The following is a 19,164-nucleotide window of genomic DNA, read 5'->3' on the forward strand; positions in this document are numbered from 1 at the left end:
CTTACGCCTGCCCGGCGCCGAGCCGGTGCTCGGCGAAGAAGTCGAGCATGGCGCGGGAGGCGTCGGGTCCGCGCGGATCGGTGTAGCTGCCGGCGGGGCTGCCGCCGGACCAGGTATGGCCCCCGCCCCGCACCAGCCAGCTCTCCACCTGCACGCGCCCGGCGGCGTCGGCGTAGCGGGTCCGGGTGTAGGGATGGCCTCCGTCCCCGCCTTCCTCCCGCGTCGGGCGCAGGGCATCGATGCCGGCCTGGGCGAGCACTTGGTCGCGGTTGCGCGGGCTCACCGTCGCGTCCCCGTCGCCGTGGAAGACGATGGTCGGCACGCGCACGCCGTCGGTCGGTGCCCCGAACCCGTTCGGCTCGGCCAGGCCCGGTGCGCCGACCTGCATCGCCATCAGGGCCGAGGAGAGATCGCGCGCGCAGCCCGCCGCGAGGCCCGAATGGATCCCGACCCCGGCGTAGAGGTCCGGATAGGCGCGCGCGAGGTTCGCGGCCGCCGCGGCGCCCGCCGAGAAGCCCGCCACGTAGACCCGTGCCGGGTCGATCCCGTGCTCGGCCATCACTGCCCGGGTGAGGCCCGCGACGATCGCGGCCTCGCCGGATTCCCGTCCCTGATCGCCGGGCTCGAACCAGTTCCAGCACTTCTGGCCGTTGGCCCGGCGGGACTGGGCCGGATAGGCGACGAAGATTCCCTCCTCCTCGGCGAGCGCATTCATGTTGGTGCCGGCCGCGAAATCGTCGGGCGACTGGGTGCAGCCGTGCAGCATCACCACGAGCGCGGCGGGCCTGCGCGGGCGGCTCGGGATGTAGAGCTTGTAGTCGCGCGCGCCGGCGACGCTGGAGTAGCTTCGGCGCACGAAGCGATCCGTGTCCGGCGGGCCGGCCGGACGCGGCGCGGGACCGCGCCCGAGCCCGCCGAGCCCCTCGGCACCGAGGAAGCCCTCGGCGCCGAGGCCCTTCAGGACCGGCGCGACGCCGCGTCCGAGGCCGCGCATCACCCCGTCGAGCGTCTCGCGCAGGCGGTCGGGCAGGACGCTCTCGTGGTTGATGGGGCTCGCGGCGGCGGCGCGGCGGGGCTCGGCGCGAGGCCCGTCCTCGCGGCGCTCGGCCGTGAGGTCGATGGTCGGCGGCGCGAGGCGCGCCGCAGCCGTGTCCCGGCGCTGGCCCGGGTCGATGCCGCCGCCCTGGAGGCTGCGCTGGATGAGCGCCGTCGCCTCCTGCAGGCGGCCGGAGCCGGTCAGCTTGGCGGCTTCCAGCATCTCGGCGAGGCGCGCGGTGTTCCATGCGGAGTGATCGGTCATGGGCTCGCTTTCGTGAAATCGGGGAGCGGCGGCGCGGCAGGGTGTCGCGCCGGGAACCGGGTCTCAGAGCAGCCGGTCGGCGAGGACGGCCTTCACGTCCGGGCTCGCCTGCAGACTGCCCAGAACCTCGACCGACGCGATGGTCTCGCTGGCGAGTTCCGGCGTGACGTCGGGGGCGATGCTCGCGAGGCCGAGCACGCGGATGTCGAGGGTGCGACCGGCGCGGCGGATCGCTTCGAGGTCGGCGCGGTTGTACTGGCGGTAGCCGAGTTCCACGCTCTTGCGGGCGACGGACTGGCGCGTCGCCTCCGCGTGCCGCTCGATCTGGTTACGAATCGCCGTGCGGATGAAGTCGGTCCGGTTGCCGTAGAAGCCCTCGGCCACGAGGAGGTCCACGTGTCCGAGATCGACGTAGCCGAGGTTGATCGTGATCTTCTCGCTGTCGGCGAGCTTCGCGGCGCTTCTCGGCCGCGGCGTCACGTGCATCATCGGCACCATCCCTTCACCATCCTACTGGATGGTATATGGGCGGTTAATTGTGCGATGCAATAGAAAATTTGGTGCAGTGCGGTAGGAGCAGTGGGGTACCTTGCCGCTTCGCACGCATTCGGCACCCGCCCGCGGCATGTCCGGCGGAATGGTCCGCCAGAGGCATATGCCCCTTTGACACCGCCATGCGGATGCGGCTTCGTATTTCCGCGTGTTTCCGCACGGAGAAATTGCACACATGGACGCGCCGACGGCCACGTCCTGCCATTGCCTCGCGTTGCGGCAGGCCGCCCGGCAGGTGACGCAGCTCTATGACCGGCATCTCGCCGGGACCGGCCTACGCGCCACCCAGTATTCCGTCCTGGCCGTGCTCGGGCGTGCCGGGCCGCTTGCCGTTCACGAGTTGGCCGTCCACCTCGTGATGGACCGGACCACGACCGGCCGGGCGCTGCGCCCGCTGGAGCGGGACGGCTACGTCCATATCGGCCCCGGACGCGACGCCCGCACCCGGTCGCTCAGCCTGACGCCGAAGGGCCATGCTCTGCTGGAGAACGCCCGTCCGCTCTGGAACCGGGCGCAAGCGGCCTTCGAGGCGGGCTACGGCGCGTCCGAGGCCGCGGGGCTGCGGACGGCGCTCGCCAAGGTGGTGGGCCGAGCCTGACGGCTCCTCTGCCGGACATCCCGGGGCAATGGATGGCGAGGCAAGGGATGCGGGGGGCAGGGAAGGCCGGGCAATCCCATCCGCGTCCTCATCCTGACGTGCCGCATCGGCGGCCGAAGGAGAGTTCCCGAAATCTCCGTGCGAGCCGGAGGCCTCCTTCGAGGCTCCGCTCTCGCTCCGCGCCTCAGGATGAGGTCGCGGGTGGGGCGGACGGCTCCGCCCGGTTCCGGATGAGATCCGCGCGGACCTCGTACGGCGTCCGCTCGATTCCTTCGTGTTGCTGCGGGGTCCCACCCTCGCCCTCATCCTGAGGTGCCGCAGTGAAGCGGAGGCCTCGAAGGAGGGCTCCAGGGAGCGCGGGGGCCGCTGGAAGCCTCCTTCGCGGCCGCTGACGCGGCGCCTCAGGATGAGGAGGGAGGGTGGGATGAGGTCGAGCGTTGGGAGCCCTGACCCACACCGAAGGAATCACGCGGATTCGGTATCAGGACCGAGAGGCGGCCCGCCGCCCTACGGGCCCGCCGATGGCGGCGATCCACCTTGCCGGCGCCCCCGGATCCGGGCGTGGGACCGCCGGATCGCCCCTCCTCAGCCCTTGCGCGGCCTCGCCCCGAAGATCGCGGTGCCGACACGCACATGCGTCGCGCCGAGCTGGATCGCGGCCGGATAGTCGGCGCTCATGCCCATCGAGAGGATCGGCAGGTTGTGCCGCCCGGCGATGCGGGCCAGCAGCGCGAAATGCGCCGAGGGCGGGTCGTCGGCGGGCGGGATGCACATCAGGCCGTTGATGGCGAGCCCGTGGGTGTCGCGGCACTCGGCGATGAGCACGTCGACCTGAGCGGGCGAGATGCCGCCCTTCTGCGGCTCGTCGCCGGTATTCACCTGGATCAGGAGCTTCGGCGCGCGCCCCGCCCGGGCGATCTCCTTGGCGAGCGCCGCGGCGAGCGAGAGCCGGTCGAGGGAGTGGATCACGTCGAACAGCTCGACCGCCTCGCGAGCCTTGTTCGACTGCAGCGGCCCGATCAGGTGCAGCTCGACATCCGGGTAGCGCTCGCGCAGGGCGGGCCACTTGGCGCGGGTCTCCTGGACGTAGTTCTCGCCGAACAGGCGCTGCCCGGCCTCGAGCGCCGGCAGGATGCCCGCGGCCGGCACGGTCTTGGAGACCGCGACGAGATGGATGCTGCCGGGTGCACGCGCGCTGTCCTGCGCCGCCTGCCGGATGCCGGCGCGGACCTCGGCGAGGCCGGCGGCGACATCGGACGCGGGGGCAGGGGAGTCGGCTTCGCTCTTCGTCTCGGTCATGGCGCTCTCTTCGACTGTCTTCCGCGGCGGCCGCGCCGCGCGGCAGCGTTCCGCGGCACCTAGCACCGGCAGCGCGCAGGGCAAATCGAGGCTCCGCTCCGCCGTGTGGCCGCGGGACACGCATCTGTTGACCGCTCCACGTCATCCTGTGGTAGTCCCGGCCGCAACGCGCCGCGAAAGCGAAGGTCCCGACGGGCCCGGCGGTGCCCTCCCCATCCCTCAACCGACTCGAGACCGGCGCCGAACTGCCATGACGAATGCCGCAACCCCGCCCGCCGCGTTCGAGCGCTACAATGCCAAGGATGCCGAGCCGCGCTGGCAGCAGGCCTGGTCCGAGGCCGGCATCTTCGCGACGCGCAACGACGACCCGCGCCCGAAATACTACGTGCTCGAGATGTTTCCCTACCCGTCGGGACGCATCCACATGGGCCACGTGCGCAACTACGCCATGGGCGACGTGGTGGCGCGCTACAAGCGGGCGCGCGACTTCAACGTTCTGCACCCGATGGGTTGGGACGCCTTCGGCCTGCCGGCCGAGAACGCCGCCATGGAGAGGCGCGTCAACCCGCGCGACTGGACCTACGCCAACATCGCGACCATGCGCGGGCAGTTGCAGTCGATGGGCCTGTCGCTCGACTGGAGCCGGGAGATCGCGACCTGCGATCCCGACTATTACAAGCACCAGCAGCGGATGTTCCTGGACTTCCTGAAGGCCGGGCTCGTCACGCGGCGGACCGCCAAGGTGAACTGGGACCCGGTCGACCACACCGTGCTCGCCAACGAGCAGGTCATCGACGGGCGCGGCTGGCGCTCGGGCGCCCTCGTCGAGAGCCGCGAGCTGACCCAGTGGTTCTTCAAGATCACCGACTTCGCGCAGGACCTGCACGACGCTCTCGGCGGCCTCGAGCGCTGGCCCGAGAAGGTGCGCCTGATGCAGCGCAACTGGATCGGCCGCTCGGAAGGCCTGGAGGTGCGCTTCGCGCTGTCCGAGCCGCCGGCCGGGGCGCCCACCACCGTCAAGGTCTACACGACGCGCCCCGACACCCTGTTCGGCGCCAAGTTCCTGGCGATCGCCGCCGATCATCCGCTCGCCGCCGCCGTCGCGGCCAGGAAGCCCGCGCTGCAGCACTTCATCGAGGAGTGCCGCCGGACCGGCACCGCGCAGGCCGCCATCGACACGGCGGAGAAGCTCGGATTCGATACGGGCCTGAAAGTCCGCCACCCGCTCGACCCGTCCTGGCTCCTGCCCGTCTACGTGGCGAATTTCGTGCTGATGGAATACGGCACCGGCGCGGTCTTCGGCTGCCCGGCGCATGACCAGCGCGACCTCGACTTCGCCAACAAGTACGGGCTCGGCAACCGGCCCGTCGTCTGCCCGGAAGGTCAGGATTCCGAGAGCTTCCTCATCACCGACACGGCCTATGACGGGGAGGGGCGGATGATCAATTCCGGCTTCCTCGACGACATGACGACGGATGAGGCCTTTCGCGCGGTCGCCGACCGTCTCGAGGAGGAGATCCTGGACGGGGAGCCGGTCGCCCGGCGCAAGGTCCAGTTCCGGCTGCGCGACTGGGGCGTCTCGCGCCAGCGCTACTGGGGCTGCCCCATCCCGATCATCCATTGCGAGGATTGCGGCGCCGTGCCGGTGCCGGTCGCGGACCTGCCGGTGACGCTTCCCGACGAGGTCTCGTTCGACGTGCCCGGCAACCCGCTGGAGCGCGACCACGCCTGGCGGCAGGTGCCCTGCCCGAGCTGCGCCAGGCCCGCCCGGCGCGAGACCGACACGATGGACACCTTCGTCGATTCGTCCTGGTACTATGCCCGCTTCACCGCGCCCTGGCTGCGGGAGGCCCCGACCGACCGCGGCGCGGTCGATCACTGGCTCGCCGTCGACCAGTATATCGGCGGCATCGAGCACGCGATCCTGCATCTTCTCTACGCGCGCTTCTTCATGCGGGCGATGCGCGAGACCGGCTGGTCGGGCGTGGCCGAGCCGTTCGCGGGCCTGTTCACGCAGGGCATGGTGGTCCACGAGACCTACAAGGACGCGGCCGGGGCCTGGGTGCCGCCGGCCGAGATCCGGATTTCCGGGCAGGGTGCGGAGCGGCAGGCGTTTCACGTGAAAACGGACGCTCCGATCGCCATCGGGCCGATCGAGAAGATGTCGAAGTCGAAGAAGAACGTGGTCGATCCCGACGACATCATCGCGAGCTACGGCGCCGACACCGCCCGCTGGTTCATGCTCTCCGACTCGCCGCCCGAGCGCGACGTGATCTGGACCGAGGAGGGCGTGCAGGGCGCCGCCCGCTTCGTGCAGCGGGTCTGGCGCCTCGTCTCAACCGCAGCCTCCGCCTCGGGCGAGGGCGCCGCCGACGCGGCTCTGCGCAAGGCCGCGCACAAGGCGCTGGCCTCGGTCGAGGAGGATGTGGAGCGCCTGCGCTTCAACCGCTGCGTCGCGCACGTCTACACGCTGGCGAACGCCCTGGAGGAGGCCTTGCGCGGCCCGGTCTCGGGCCGGGCGGCCGGGGAGGCCGCCGGCATCCTGGTGCAGCTCATCGCCCCGATGATGCCCCACCTCGCCGAGGAGAGCTGGCAGGCGCTCGGCCGCCCCGGCCTCGTGGCCCAGGCGCCCTGGCCGGACGTCAACCGCGCCCTCCTCGTCGAGGACGAGGTCACCCTGCCGGTCCAGATCAACGGCAAGAAGCGGGCGGACGTCACCGTGCCGAAGGACGCCGGCAATGCGGCGGTCGAGGCCGCGGTGCTGGCGCTGGAGCCGGTGCAGCGGGCGCTTGAGGGCAGGGAGCCCCGCAAGGTCATCGTGGTGCCGGGCCGCATCGTGAACCTCGTGGTCTGAGGGCGATCCGCGCGACGGCCACGCTGCCGCCGCGAAGGAATCGTAAAGCGTGGCGCGTCACACTGGTGACCGCGGCCGGTCCTGCCCTTAAAGGATACGGCCAAGGTCGGGAAAAGGCGGGAAACCTGATGCGCAGGGCAGGGCAGGCGGCGGGCAACCGGATCGTGTCGCGGGCGGCGCGGCTCGCGCTTGTCTTGGCGCTCGCCATGCCCCTCGGCGCCTGTTTCCGCCCGCTCTACGGCCCGACCGCCTCGGGCGAGCCCATGGGAGCGCTGCTCGCCTCCGTGCAGGTCGACGACATCGCCATGGCGCAGGGGCAGGAGCGCATCGGGCATTACCTGCGCAGCGAGCTCATCTTCGATCTCGACGGGTCGGGCCAGCCCTCCCCCAAGCGCTACCGCCTGAAGATGCAGGGCAGCGAGGCCGTGCAGACGCCGATCGTCTCCTCGCAGACGGGGCGTGCCGAGGCCGGCACCATCGTCGCCACGATCAAGTACAGCCTCGAGAATCTCGACGGCACCAAGATCATCACGGAGGGCGTCGCCACCTCGACGGCGACCTACGACCGCTCGGTGCAGCGCTTCGCCTCGCTGCGCGCCGCGCGCGACGCCGAGATCCGCCTGTCCAAGATTCTGGCCGACCAGATCAAGACCCGCATCGCCTCGGTGCTGGTGACGAAGCCGTGAGGCGATGAGCGCGGTCAAGGCCGGCGACGTCGATGCCCTGATCCGGAGGGGGCCCGACCCGCGCATCTCCGTCATCCTCGTCTACGGACCCGATACCGGCCTCGTGGCCGAGCGCGCCAAGCGGCTCGCCGAGAGCTTCGTGACGAGCCCCGACGATCCCTTCGCGCTCGTCAGGATCGACGGCGACGCGCTTGCCGGCGATCCGGGCCGGCTCGCCGACGAGGCCGGCACGATGGGGCTGTTCGGCGATGCCCGCACGATCTGGGTCCGCCCCGGCAGCCGCAACTACGCGCCCGCGGTCGAGATCGTGCTGAAGGGGGAGATGGCCGGCGCCCGCATCGTCGTGGAGGCGGGCGACCTCGGCAAGTCGGCCCCCCTGCGCACCCTCTGCGAGCGCTCGCCCCGGGCACTCGCCCTGCCCTGCTACCCGGACGACGCGCGCGCGCTCGCCGACCTCGTCGACCGCACCCTGGCGGAGCATGGCCTGCGCATCGAGCGCGAGGCCCGCGAGACGCTGGTGGCGAGCCTCGGCGGCGACCGGCGCGCGAGCCTGCAGGAGATCGAGAAGCTCGCCCTCTACGCGTGCGGGCAGGCGAGCGTCAGCCTCGACGATGTCGAGGCGGTGGTGAGCGATGTGGCGGGCAGCGTCCTCAACACCCTGATCGACGCCGCCTTCGCGGGCCGCCCGGCCGAGGTCGAGCGCGAGGCCCGCCGCTTCCGCCACGAGGGCCTCGATGCGTCCGCGATGCTGGGCTCGGCCCTGCGCCATGCCCTGACCCTGCTGTCAACGCGCCTGGCGGGGGAGGGGCAGAGCCCGAGCGCGATGGCGGCGGGCTGGCGCGGGCTGCATTTCCGCAGGAAGGCCAGCGTGGAGACGCAGCTTGCCCGCTGGTCGCCGGCAGCGCTCCGTCAGGCGATCCAGATCCTGCAGGAGGCGATCCTCGCCTGCCGCCGCGCGAGCCCGGACCTCGCCCAGGCGCAGGCGCTCGCCACGCTCCTGCGCATCGCCGGGGAGGCGGCGCGGCGTCGGGGCTAGGAGGGGCGCTCTCGACTTCAGTTCCCGTTCAGCCGCCGGCACAGGCTCTCCAACTCGGCCGCGCTGCCGTAGCGGATGCGGATCTCGCCGACGCCGCCCGTCCTCGGCTTCACGGCGACGCCGAGGCCGAGCACCTTCGCGAGGGTCTGCTCGAGGGTGCGGATCTCCGCGTCCTTCTCGGCGCCGCGGCGCGGCCGGCCGGGGCGGGGGCCCTCGCCCTCCGGCACCTCGGCGGAGGCGAGCGCCTCCACCTCGCGGACCGAGAGCCCCTCCGCGACGACGCGGCGGGCGACCGCCTCCGGATCGCGCACGGCGAGCAGCGCCCGGGCATGGCCGGCCGTGATCTCGCCCGCGATCACCCGCTCCTGAATCGGGGCCGAGAGCTGCAGCAGGCGCAGCGTGTTGGCGAGGTGGCTGCGGCTCTTGCCCAGGATCTCGGCGAGCTCGCTCTGGCTGTAGCCGAACTCGCCCATCAGCCGCTCGTAGCCCGCCGCCTCCTCGATGGCATTGAGGTCGGTGCGCTGGACATTCTCGAGGATCGCGTATTCGAGCGACGTGCGGTCGTCGATCTCGACGGTGACGACCGGCACCTCGTTGAGGCCCGCCCGCTGCGCCGCGCGCCAGCGCCGCTCGCCGGCCACGATCTCGTAGGTGCCCGGCACGCTGGCGAGCGCCCGCACCACGATCGGCTGGATCACGCCCCGGAGCTTGATCGAGGCAGCGAGCTCATCGAGGTCGGGGTCGTGGAAGCGGCGGCGCGGGTTGCGCGGGTTCGGGCGCAGGAACTCCACCGCGACCTTGCGCTGCGGCGCATCGCTGCCGGCCTCGCTGCCGAAATCGCCGATCAGGGCCGCGAGGCCGCGCCCCAGCCGCGGCCGTGCCGCATCGTCCGCCATCGCCGCCACCCGCTCAACTCCTGTACGCTGACGCTACTCGATTTCTCGGCCAAGTCGAACCGGCCAAGTCGAACCGACCAAGTCGAACCGGCCAAGTCGAACCGGCCAACCGGCCTTCCGCCCAGGGGCTCTCAGGCCGCCACGGGCACCCGGCCCTCGCGCTGGATCACCTCGGAGGCGAGCCGCAGATAGGCCTGGCTGCCCGCGCATTTGAGGTCGTAGAGCAGCACCGGCTTGCCGTGCGACGGCGCCTCCGAGACGCGCACGTTGCGGGGGATCATGGTCTCGTAGACCTTCTCTCCCATGAAGCTGCGCACGTCCGCCACGACCTGCGCCGAGAGGTTGTTGCGCGGGTCGAACATGGTCAGGACGATGCCCTGGATGGTCAGCCGAGGGTTGAGGGCGCCGCGCACCTGCTCGACCGTGCGTAGGAGCTGGCTGAGGCCCTCGAGCGCGAAGAACTCGCATTGCAGCGGGACCAGCACGGCATCGGCGGCCGCGAGCGCGTTGATGGTCAGGAGGTTCAGCGAGGGCGGGCAGTCGATCAACACGTAGGTGACGCCCTCGGTCGCCGTACCGGCCTCGCCGACGCCGCGCAGCACGTTCCGAAGCCGATGCGACCGGTCGGAGGCGCTCGCCAGCTCCAGTTCCAGGCCCAGCAGATCCATGGTCGAGGGGGCCACGGAGAGGCGCGGCACTGCGGTCGGGATGACGGCCTGCGCCAGGGCGGCGTCGCCCGAGAGCACGTGATAGGTCGAGACCCGGCGCTGTCGCCGGTCGATGCCGAGCCCCGTCGAGGCGTTGCCCTGCGGATCGAGATCGAACACGAGCACGCGCTCGCCGATGGCCGCGAGCGCCGTGCCGAGGTTGATCGCGGTCGTGGTCTTGCCGACACCGCCCTTCTGGTTGGCGAGCGCCAGAATCCGCAGCGGCCGCTCGCCGGGAGCGGGGAGGGGGTTTGGATCGCTGGTCATGAATCCACGCGGAAGAGATCGGTGACGCGCACGATGCGGGCGGCCGAGTCGGTCCGGCTCGGCAAGAGATCGTAGTGGAATCTCCACCGTTGCGCAGCGTGGGTCAATTCGGACTCGACCTCGCGACCCTTCGGAAACAGGCCGGTGGTGCCTGAATTCAACAGCGGCTCGGTCCAGGCGAGAAGCTGGTCGAGCGGTGCCAGCGCCCGCGCGCACACGATCTCGGCCCCGGCATGCCGGCCGATCACCGCCTCGATGCGGGCCATGTGCACCCGGGCCGGAGCGCCGGTGAGGCGGGCGGTCTCGGTGAGAAAGGCGCATTTACGGCCGTTGCTCTCGACGAGATCGACCTGGAAGCCGGGGCGCTCCGCCCCCGCGATGGCCAGGATCAGGCCCGGGATGCCGGCGCCCGAGCCGAGGTCGAGCCAGCCCCTCGCATCGGGCGCGATGTCGAGAAGCTGCAACGCGTCGGCGACGTGCCGCGTCCAGACCTCCGCCAGCGTCGCGGGTCCGACCAGGTTCTTCACCCGCTGCCAGCGGCCGAGTTGCTCCACGTAGAGGTCGAGCCGGGCCGCTGTTTCACGTGAAACAGAATAAGCCGCGAGGACGCGGTCGCGGTCAGACACGGTACGTCCCGACGCGCCCGCTCAGGCCTGCCCATAAGCCCGACACCGCCCACATCGCTCCGCCCGTTGCGGATCCGACGAGCCCGGGATCAACGAGGCGCCCCCTCTCCCGTGCAGGAGAGGGTTGGGGTGAGGGGTGCGGCCTCTCCGGAGACGGCAAACCCCTCACCCGGTCCGCGTTCCGCGGACTCGACCTCTCCCGAACGGGAGAGGTGAACGGCGCCCGATCCTGTGGCAGTGAATTCTTCGGCGTCGAGTTCTTGGCCGGCATCGATCCGTGAACCGGCAGGCCCGGGCGGGACAGGCGAACCGGCGCTTCGTGCGGCGACGGGGGCATCGTCACCTATGTCCCGCGACGGAAGCCGTTGGGACCCCCCGCCGCGCATGGGCCGCGAGCAGGGTCAGGGCCGCCGGCGTGACGCCCTCGATGCGGGCCGCCTGCCCGAGCGTTCCCGGCCGCACGCTCTCGAGCTTGGCGCGCATCTCGTTGGAGAGGCCAGCGATGCGGCCGTAATCGAGATGCGCGGGCAGGATCACCGCCTCGTCCCGGCGGAAGGCCGCGATGTCGGCGTGCTGGCGATCGAGATAGACGGCGTAGGTCGCGTCCGTGCGCAGGCGCTCCGCGATGCAGGGCGGGACAGCGGCGAGGTCGGGCCAGACCGTCGCGAGGCGCGCCCAGTCGAGGTCTGGGTAGGACAGGAGCTGGAAGGCGGTGCGGCGGATGCCGTCCTGGTTCAGCTCGATCCCCTGGCCCCGGGCCTGGGCGGGCGTCAGGCTCAGACCGTCGAGCCGGGCTCGGGCGGCCCGGAGCGCCTCGCGCGAGGCCGCGAAATGGGCGGCGCGGCCGGCCCCGACGCAGCCGAGATCGATCCCCCGCGGGGTCAGGCGCTCGTCCGCGTTGTCGACCCGCAGCGACAGGCGATATTCCGAGCGCGAGGTGAACATGCGGTAGGGCTCGCTCACCCCATGGGTGACGAGATCGTCGATCATCACGCCGAGATAGGACTCGGCCCGGTCGAAGACGGCGGGCGCAGCCTCGCCGGCAAGGCGGGCCGCGTTGAGGCCGGCCACCAGCCCCTGGGCGGCGGCCTCCTCGTAGCCGGTGGTGCCGTTGATCTGACCGGCGAGGAAGAGGCCGGGCAGCCGCTTCACCTGAAGGCTCGTGTCGAGCTCGCGCGGATCGACGTAATCGTACTCGATGGCGTAGCCCGGCCGCACGATCTCGGCCCGCTCGAGTCCCGGGATCAGGGCGATCAGGTCGCGCTGCACCGCCTCCGGCAGGGCGGTCGAGATGCCGTTCGGGTAGACGACGGGATCGTCGAGGCCCTCGGGCTCGAGGAAGATCTGGTGCCCCTCGCGGTCGCCGAAGCGCACCACCTTGTCCTCGATCGACGGGCAGTAGCGCGGGCCGCGGCTGCTGATCCCGCCCGAGTACATCGGCGAGCGGTGCAGGTTCTGGCGGATCAGGTCGTGCACCGCCTTCGTGGTGCGGGTGATGCCGCAGCGGATCTGCGGGTTGGTGATGCGCTCGGTCAGCGTCGAGAAGGGCACCGGCTCCTCGTCCGCCGCCTGCATCTCGAGCCCCTGCCAGTCGATGCTGCGCCCGTCGAGGCGGGGGGGCGTGCCGGTCTTGAGGCGGCCGAGCCGCAGCTCGAGCCGGTCGAGGGTCCGGGCCAGGCCAAGCGACGGCGCCTCGCCGACGCGGCCGGCCGGCACCTGGACCTCGCCGATATGGATCAGGCCGCGCAGGAAGGTGCCGGTGGTGATGACGACGGACGGGCAGGGCAGGCGCCGCCCGTCGTGGAGCACGATGCCGGCGACGCGGCCGTCCCGGATGTCGAGATCCTCGCAGGTCCCCTCGATCACCGCGAGGCCCCGGGTGTCGGCGACAGCCGCCTGCATGGCGGCCGCGTAGAGCTTGCGGTCGGCCTGGGTGCGGGGTCCGCGCACGGCCGGCCCCTTGCGGCGGTTGAGCAGGCGGAACTGGATGCCGGCCGCGTCCGCCACCCGGCCCATCAGGCCGTCGAGCGCGTCGACCTCGCGCACGAGATGGCCCTTGCCGAGGCCGCCGATCGCCGGGTTGCACGACATCGCCCCGATCGTCGTCGCCTTGTGCGTGACGAGCGCGGTGCGGGCACCATAGCGCGCGGCCGCGGCCGCGGCCTCGACGCCGGCATGGCCGCCGCCGACGACGATGACGTCGAAGGAGGAAGGGAGGGGCTGGGGCATGGGGTGATTACGCGCGCCCGATGCGCGCCGTCAACGCGCGGGGCAACAGACACGCGAGGGCAGCGAAGGAGCACGCAAGGCGCCGCCGCGGGCGCCGTTGGCGGAACGCTGCCCGTCGCCTACGCGGCACTGCACAGTTAGGAGGCAATGAATACAATATTATATCGAGATCAGATCGACGAAACAGCTGATCGTGACGGCGTGTCATGCCATGCTTACATGGGACGCCGCGCTTCGAAGCTGATCTGTCGGCGACCAATGCAGCAATGGACCAGCTTCCCGGGTGGCACTCCACTTGCTTAACGACCGTTGAGCGCGCACAATCGGTGCGTGTCGTCACGGTTCACAGCCGGCAACCTTGCCGGTCAAGCGACCAGCGGAGGTTGCATTGGGCGCGATCGCGATCGGTATCGGAGCGGCCTGTTGCGCGGGGGGAGCCGTTGCCCATTTCCTCGACCAGACCCATCGCAAGGAAGGCGCCTTCGGGTTCGCCGGTTTCTGCTTCCTGCTCGCCGGCCTGTTCCTGACCCGAGCCTGAAAGCCCTGCTCCCGGAGGAATCGGGCACGGACCTGCCTTGAGGCGCGCGCACCGGCCGCCTCGACGTCCTCGCCGAGGCCCTCATCCGCGAGGACAACACCTTCACCCGAGAGCGACCTCCTGGCTCGAGCTGCGACACAGCCGCGGTTGCTGGCGCGCGGACGCGGCGGGTCCGGACGAAACTTCCCCCAGGGCCAAGCTGATCCGGCGTCGCGGGGCGCGTTGTGCAAGGCAACGGAACGACCTGCCCCGTCGCCGCCGGCGCTGCCATGCGTGGTTGAGTTGGAACCAAACCGGCTCTGTCAGGCCTGTGAGCGGGGGCGGGCTTGATCGCCCGGCCCGGGCGCGGCAGACGACGGGGCGGTTGCCGCTCAACCCCGCGCCCGCCTGCGGGAAGGGAGCCGCCGCGGGATGTGCAGGCGAGGTCGGTCACCGTGAGTCAGACATCGAGCCCCGTCGGCAGCCCCGCCCGCGCACCCTCGCCGGAGGCCCGCGCGAGCGCCGTCTCCCCGGGACCCGTGCACGAGCGCTACGAGGCGCTGGTCGAGGCCGGCACGATCGAGCGCGACTCCGCGCAGGTGCGGCTCGTCCGGGCCCTCGACAGGCTGATCCAGGATCTGGAGCGGCGGCGGCGCGCCCGGAAGGGCAGCGCGCTGGGCTGGCTGTTCGGCCGCAAGGACGATGCGGGCACGCATCCGAAGGGCCTCTACATCTGGGGCTCGGTCGGGCGCGGCAAGACCATGCTGATGGACCTGTTCCACGAGGCGGCGCCCGGCCCGAAGCGACGGGTGCATTTCCACGGCTTCCTGGCCGACGCGCACGAGCGCATCCACGCCCACCGGCAGGCCCTGAAGCGCGGCGAGGTGAAGGGCGACGACCCGATCCCGCCGGTGGCGGAGGCGCTCGCCGAGGAGGCGAAGCTCCTCTGCTTCGACGAGTTCACGGTCACCGACATCGCCGACGCGATGATCCTCGGGCGCCTGTTCGCGGCCCTGTTCCAGCGCGGCGTCACCGTGGTGGCGACCTCGAACGTCGAGCCCGGCCGGCTCTACGAGGGCGGCCTCAACCGCGCCCTGTTCCTGCCCTTCGTGGCCGAGCTGACGGAGCGCGTCGAGGTGCTGCGCCTCGATTCCCGCACGGATTTCCGGCTGGAGAAGCTCGGGGGCGCCTCGGTCTACCACGTGCCGGCGGACGCGGCGGCGCGCGCCGCCCTCGACCGCGCCTTCAAGAATCTCACCGGCAAGCAGACGGGCCGGCCCGCCACCATCCGGGTCAAGGGCCGGGACGTAGCCGTGCCCGAAGAGGCCGCGGGCGTCGCCCGATTCGGCTTCGCGGATCTCTGCGCGCAGCCGCTGGGCGCCTCGGACTTCATGGCGCTCGCCAGCACCTTCCACACGATCATCCTCGACGACATCCCCGTGATGGGCGAGGCGAACCGCAACGAGGCCAAGCGCTTCATCACCCTCGTCGACACGCTCTACGACGCGCACGTGAAGCTCCTGGCCTCAGCGCAGGCCGAGGCGCAGGGCCTCTACACGGCGACCGAGGGCCGCGAGGCCTTCGAGTTCGACCGCACGGTCTCGCGCCTTATCGAGATGCGCTCCTCCGAGTATCTCGCCCTGCCGCACGGGCGCGGCGATTCGGAGGCGTCGGGCGCCAGCACCGGCCTCGTCGAGACCTGAGGCGGGGCGCGGCCTGACGCGGACGTGAGCGGCCCGGCGGCGTACCGGCATCTACAAGCGCGGCGGCCCGTCCTATCTCTCCGGGCTGTCTCCCGTCCGGAACAGGACCATGCAGAGTTGTCCCATGAGCGTTGTTCCATGAGCGCTTCCACGAGCCCGAGCCGGCGCGCGGGCGCGCCCGCGTGAGCGGGCCGCTCGCCGCGCTGCGGCGCTGGAACCGGCGCGGGTCACGCCCGCTCGCCGGGCTCCTCGGATCGTCGCCGGCCGCCTTCGGCCTCCTCTGCGCGGCGCTGGCCGCGGGCGGATGGAACTACCTGACCGGCGAGGCGAGCCGGGCCGAGGCGGCGCGGCTCAACGGCCTCATCGGCGCAACCGAGCGCCTGCTTTCCTCGGTGAAGGACCTCGAGACGGGCGAGCGCGGCTACGTGATCGTGGGGGGCGAGCGCTACCTCGCGACCTACGCCGACTCCCTCGGCGCCATCGACGGGCGGCTCGCCGCCCTCGGCGCCGTCGCGGCCGGGGCCGGGCGCACGGCGCTCGCCGAGGGCAAGTCCCTCGCCACGCTGATTGCCGAGAAGCGCGATTTCGCTGCCCGGGTCGTCGCGCTCCGGAAGGAGCAGGGCTTCGACGCCGCGACCGCCCTGGTCCGGACGGACGAGGGCAAGCGCATCATGGACGCGATCCGTGCCGAGAGCGCGGCGATCCACGCGGAGGCCGCCCGCCGCATCGAGGCGGTCGAGGAGCGCGCCGCCATCCGCTCCCTCGCGCTGTCGCTCCTCGCCGGCGTCTCGGCGCTCGCCGCCATCGCGATGCTCGCCCGCCTCGCCCTGGTGCGCCGCCGCGAATCGCAGCGCATGACGAGCCTCCTCGACGGCGTCCTGGCCAATGCCCCCGTGGGCCTCGGCTTCCTCGACCGCGACCTGAAGATCCGCCACATGAACCGGGCGCTCGCGACCATGAGCGAGCGCGGCTTCGGGGCCGATCTCGGGGCGCCGATCTGGGCGATGCTGCCGACCCTGCGGGACGCGCTCGCGCCCAAGCTCGCCGCCGCGCTCGACGCGGGGCTCGTCACGCCGGACGTGCCCGTGGCGGTGCCCGCACCCAGCGCGCCGGGGGGCGTGCGCCACTTCTCGATGAGCTTCTACCCGCTGCGCGGGGTCGCCGACACGCAGGGGCCGCGGGTCGACGGTGTCGGCCTCGTGGTGCTCGACGAGACGGTGCGCCGGCTCGCGGAGGAGCGCACCCGCCGCAGCGAGGAGCGCTTCCGCTCCCTGATCGAGGCCTCGGCGGCGATCGTCTGGACGGCGACGCCCTCGGGCAGCCTGCATCCGCGCCAGACGGAGTGGACGCGCTTCACCGGTCAGGACGAGGCGGCCTATGCCGGCCTCGGCTTCCTCGAGGCCATCCACCCGGACGACCGCGCCGGGACCCGCGCGGCCTGGGATCGGGCGGTCGGGACCCTCACGCCCTACGAGGCGGAGCACCGCCTGCGCCGGCAGGACGGCACCTACCGCCACATGGCGGTGCGGGCCGTTCCGATCCTGGCGGGGGAGGGGCGCCTGCGCGAATGGGTCGGTGCCCACACCGACATCACGGCCCGCAAGGAGGCGGAAGCCGCCATCGCGGCCGCCAAGGAGGCGGCCGAGGAGGCGAACCGCGCCAAGAGCCAGTTCCTGGCCAACATGAGCCACGAGCTGCGCACCCCCCTCTCGGCGGTGATCGGCTATTCCGAGATGCTGCGGGAGGAGCTGGAGGATCTCGGCGAGCCGGCGCTGATCGCCGACATGCGCAAGATCGAGGCGAATGCCCGCCACCTGCTCGGCCTCATCAACGACGTCCTCGACCTCTCGAAGATCGAGGCGGAGCGCGTCGAGATCTTCGCCGAGGACGTCTCCGTCGCCGAGGTGGTGGGCGAGGTCGCCGCGACCGTGGAGGGCCTCGCGGCCAAGACGGGCAACCGGCTCGTCCTCGACGTCGCCCCGGATGTCGGCGCGGCCCACACCGACGTGACGAAGCTGCGCCAGTGCCTGATCAACCTGCTCAGCAACGCGGCGAAGTTCACGCAGGACGGGCAGATCACGCTCGCGGCCTCGCGCGGGGCGGACGACACCCTGCGCTTCGCGGTCGCGGATACCGGCATCGGCATGAACCCCGAGCAGGTCGGACGCCTGTTCGAGCGCTTCATCCAGGCCGACGCCTCGACCACCCGCCGCTACGGCGGCACTGGTCTCGGCCTGTCCATCACCCGCGCCTTCGCGCACATGCTCGGCGGCGACGTCGCGGTGGAGAGCCGGGAAGGGATGGGCACCACCTTCACGCTCAGCCTTCCGGCGCGCTACGCGCCCCCCGCCGAGGAGGCGCCGCCCGCTCCCGAGCCGGCCGAGGCCGAGGGCCCGGGCATCCTCGTCATCGACGACGACGCGGCGACACGCGACCTCCTGGCCCGCTTCCTCGAGCGCGACGGCTTCCGGGTCGCCACCGCGGGCGACGGGCGCGTCGGCCTGGAGCGGGCGCGCACCCTGCGGCCCCGCGCCATCCTGCTCGACGTCACCATGCCGCACATGGACGGCTGGTCGGTGCTGCGCGCGCTCCGGGCCGACCCGGATCTCGGGGCGACGCCGATCGTGATGGTGACGGTGCTCGACGAGCAGACGCTCGCCTTCTCGCTCGGCGCCACCGACTACCTGCACAAGCCGATCGACTGGGACCACCTCAAGGCGGTGATGGACCGGTTCCGGCCGGGGCCCGGCGGCGGCCCGATCCTGGTGGTGGACGACGATGCCGAGGCCCGCGAACGCCTCGCCGCCTACCTCGCGCGCGACGGGCTCGACGTGCGGGCGGCGGAGCACGGCGGCCTCGCCCTGGAGGCGGTGGCGGCCGAGAAGCCGGGCCTGATCCTGCTCGACCTGATGATGCCCGAGATGGACGGCTTCGCCTTCCTGCGCCGCCTGCGCGCGGGGCCGGACTGGCGCGATATCCCGGTCGTCGTCCTCACCGCCAAGGACATCACGCCCGAGGACCGGCGCCGCCTCGCGGGACAGGCCGACCGGGTCATCGCCAAGGGCTCGCTCAGCCTCGCGGATCTGGCCCGCGAGGTGCGGGGATTGGTGGGTATGGAGGAACGCGCCGGGACGGTGTGAACGGACCTCAAGCGCCGAGGAGCTTCACGAACGCGACGCCGGCCCCGAAGTAGGCGGCGCCGGCCGCCATGCCGGCGAAGCCGACCTGCCAGGGGGCGAGGCTGCGGTCGCGGGCGAGCTTGTCCGCCTCGGCCATGAGCGTCTTCTGCTCGGCGACGAATTTTTCGCTCTCCTCGCGCGCGCGACGGATGCGTCCGACCTGCTCCTCGATGTCCAGGGCGGCGGTGTCGCTCATCGGATCGGGCTCCGCTCCGACGACCAGGATGCCGGATCCGCCGGGGGCGTCAATCGCTGCCGCTGCGCGAGCGGACGGCTCGACTACGACTCCCGGTCGAAGCGGAAGGCGTTCGGCAGGCGCGGCATGCCGATGCGCTCGTAGAAGGCCTCGGAGCCGGGCGCGGCCGTGAGCATCACGGCCACTTCCGGCCCGGTCTTCTCGCGCACGATCTCGATCAGGCGGCGGCCGATGCCCCGGCCCTGGACGGCGCGGTCGACGGCGAGTTCCGAGACGTAGGCGCACCACGCGAAGTCGGTGAGCACCCGCGCGACGCCGACGAGGTTGCGCTCCGGAACCAGAGCACGGGCGGTGACGATCAGGTTCGCGCCCGCGAGGATCCGGGCCAGGCGCTCGGGATCGTCGCCCGGGCGGCGGGCGATCAGGCCCGAGGACAGGAGGACGCGGCGGAACTCCGCCGCGCTCAGGGACGGCTCGACGCCGTAGGCGATGCCGGGCGTGGCGGGGCCCCCCCGCACG

At 72.0% G+C, this 19,164-nt stretch carries 16 protein-coding genes; 7 read left to right on the forward strand and 9 right to left on the reverse strand.

All coding sequences use genetic code 11. The features are described from left to right. Window position 1 precedes the first annotated feature (1 nt). Both WDW90_RS03020 and WDW90_RS03025 read right to left on the reverse strand, forming a co-directional pair. A complete protein-coding gene (locus tag WDW90_RS03020) occupies window positions 2–1,300 on the reverse strand; it encodes an extracellular catalytic domain type 1 short-chain-length polyhydroxyalkanoate depolymerase (protein ID WP_336485786.1) in 1,299 nt (432 codons plus the stop codon). Window positions 1,301–1,363: 63 nt separating this feature from the next. Then, on the reverse strand, window positions 1,364–1,789 hold the full coding sequence (locus WDW90_RS03025) for a CopG family transcriptional regulator (protein WP_431310960.1): 426 nt from the start codon (window positions 1,787–1,789) through the stop codon (window positions 1,364–1,366). Window positions 1,790–2,027: 238 nt separating this feature from the next. Between WDW90_RS03025 and WDW90_RS03030 the strand changes: the two genes are divergently transcribed. Continuing rightward, window positions 2,028–2,450 carry a MarR family winged helix-turn-helix transcriptional regulator gene (locus tag WDW90_RS03030; protein WP_336485788.1) on the forward strand — a complete coding sequence of 141 codons (423 nt, stop codon included), beginning with the start codon at window positions 2,028–2,030 and terminating at the stop codon, window positions 2,448–2,450. Window positions 2,451–3,035: 585 nt separating this feature from the next. Here the strand turns inward: WDW90_RS03030 and WDW90_RS03035 are convergent. After that, the gene (locus tag WDW90_RS03035; protein WP_336485789.1) at window positions 3,036–3,749 is read right to left on the reverse strand and encodes a YggS family pyridoxal phosphate-dependent enzyme; all 714 of its coding nucleotides are present in this window, start codon (window positions 3,747–3,749) and stop codon (window positions 3,036–3,038) included. Window positions 3,750–3,999: 250 nt separating this feature from the next. Here WDW90_RS03035 and leuS point away from each other — a divergent pair, with 250 nt between their 5' ends. The 3 genes from leuS (at window position 4,000) to holA (ending at window position 8,325) form a co-directional block, all read left to right on the forward strand. Continuing rightward, window positions 4,000–6,603 carry a leucine--tRNA ligase gene (gene leuS / locus WDW90_RS03040; RefSeq protein ID WP_336485790.1) on the forward strand — a complete coding sequence of 868 codons (2,604 nt, stop codon included), beginning with the start codon at window positions 4,000–4,002 and terminating at the stop codon, window positions 6,601–6,603. Between the two features lie 128 nt (window positions 6,604–6,731). Then, the gene (lptE, locus tag WDW90_RS03045) at window positions 6,732–7,289 is read left to right on the forward strand and encodes an LPS assembly lipoprotein LptE (protein WP_336485791.1); all 558 of its coding nucleotides are present in this window, start codon (window positions 6,732–6,734) and stop codon (window positions 7,287–7,289) included. Between the two features lie 4 nt (window positions 7,290–7,293). Next, entirely contained in the window at window positions 7,294–8,325 is a 1,032-nt protein-coding gene (gene holA, locus WDW90_RS03050; protein WP_336485792.1) for a DNA polymerase III subunit delta, read from the forward strand. A gap of 17 nt (window positions 8,326–8,342) precedes the next feature. Here the strand turns inward: holA and WDW90_RS03055 are convergent, their stop codons facing one another. The 4 genes from WDW90_RS03055 to mnmG all read right to left on the reverse strand — a co-directional run bounded on the left by WDW90_RS03055 (window position 8,343) and on the right by mnmG (window position 13,050). Continuing rightward, on the reverse strand, window positions 8,343–9,221 hold the full coding sequence (locus WDW90_RS03055; RefSeq protein WP_336485793.1) for a ParB/RepB/Spo0J family partition protein: 879 nt from the start codon (window positions 9,219–9,221) through the stop codon (window positions 8,343–8,345). 131 nt (window positions 9,222–9,352) lie between these two features. Next, window positions 9,353–10,195: a ParA family protein gene (locus tag WDW90_RS03060; RefSeq protein WP_336485794.1), complete on the reverse strand. Its 843-nt coding sequence runs from the start codon at window positions 10,193–10,195 to the stop codon at window positions 9,353–9,355. Continuing rightward, a complete protein-coding gene (gene rsmG, locus WDW90_RS03065) occupies window positions 10,192–10,821 on the reverse strand; it encodes a 16S rRNA (guanine(527)-N(7))-methyltransferase RsmG (protein ID WP_336485795.1) in 630 nt (209 codons plus the stop codon). Before rsmG ends, WDW90_RS03060 begins: the two co-directional genes overlap by 4 nt. Before the next feature lie 339 nt (window positions 10,822–11,160). Further along, window positions 11,161–13,050 (reverse strand): tRNA uridine-5-carboxymethylaminomethyl(34) synthesis enzyme MnmG, encoded by a 1,890-nt coding sequence (gene mnmG / locus WDW90_RS03070; protein WP_336485796.1) that lies wholly within the window; start codon window positions 13,048–13,050, stop codon window positions 11,161–11,163. A 388-nt stretch (window positions 13,051–13,438) separates the two neighbouring features. On the opposite strand from mnmG, the gene WDW90_RS03075 reads away from it, so the two are divergent. The 3 genes from WDW90_RS03075 to WDW90_RS03085 all read left to right on the forward strand — a co-directional run bounded on the left by WDW90_RS03075 (window position 13,439) and on the right by WDW90_RS03085 (window position 18,410). Beyond that, window positions 13,439–13,588, forward strand: a complete 150-nt coding sequence (locus tag WDW90_RS03075; protein ID WP_336485797.1) for a hypothetical protein — start codon at window positions 13,439–13,441, stop codon at window positions 13,586–13,588. 518 nt (window positions 13,589–14,106) lie between these two features. After that, entirely contained in the window at window positions 14,107–15,270 is a 1,164-nt protein-coding gene (gene zapE, locus WDW90_RS03080; RefSeq protein ID WP_336485988.1) for a cell division protein ZapE, read from the forward strand. A gap of 131 nt (window positions 15,271–15,401) precedes the next feature. Further along, entirely contained in the window at window positions 15,402–18,410 is a 3,009-nt protein-coding gene (locus WDW90_RS03085; RefSeq protein ID WP_431310961.1) for a response regulator, read from the forward strand. 7 nt (window positions 18,411–18,417) lie between these two features. On the opposite strand, the gene WDW90_RS03090 is transcribed toward WDW90_RS03085, so the two are convergent. Next, window positions 18,418–18,645: a hypothetical protein gene (locus WDW90_RS03090; RefSeq protein ID WP_336485798.1), complete on the reverse strand. Its 228-nt coding sequence runs from the start codon at window positions 18,643–18,645 to the stop codon at window positions 18,418–18,420. Window positions 18,646–18,728: 83 nt separating this feature from the next. Further along, window positions 18,729–19,163 (reverse strand): GNAT family N-acetyltransferase, encoded by a 435-nt coding sequence (locus WDW90_RS03095; protein ID WP_336485799.1) that lies wholly within the window; start codon window positions 19,161–19,163, stop codon window positions 18,729–18,731. Between the last annotated feature and the right edge of the window lies 1 nt (window position 19,164).

It is taken from the genome of Methylobacterium nigriterrae, from assembly GCF_037106235.1.
GTDB classification, from domain to species: domain Bacteria; phylum Pseudomonadota; class Alphaproteobacteria; order Rhizobiales; family Beijerinckiaceae; genus Methylobacterium; species Methylobacterium nigriterrae.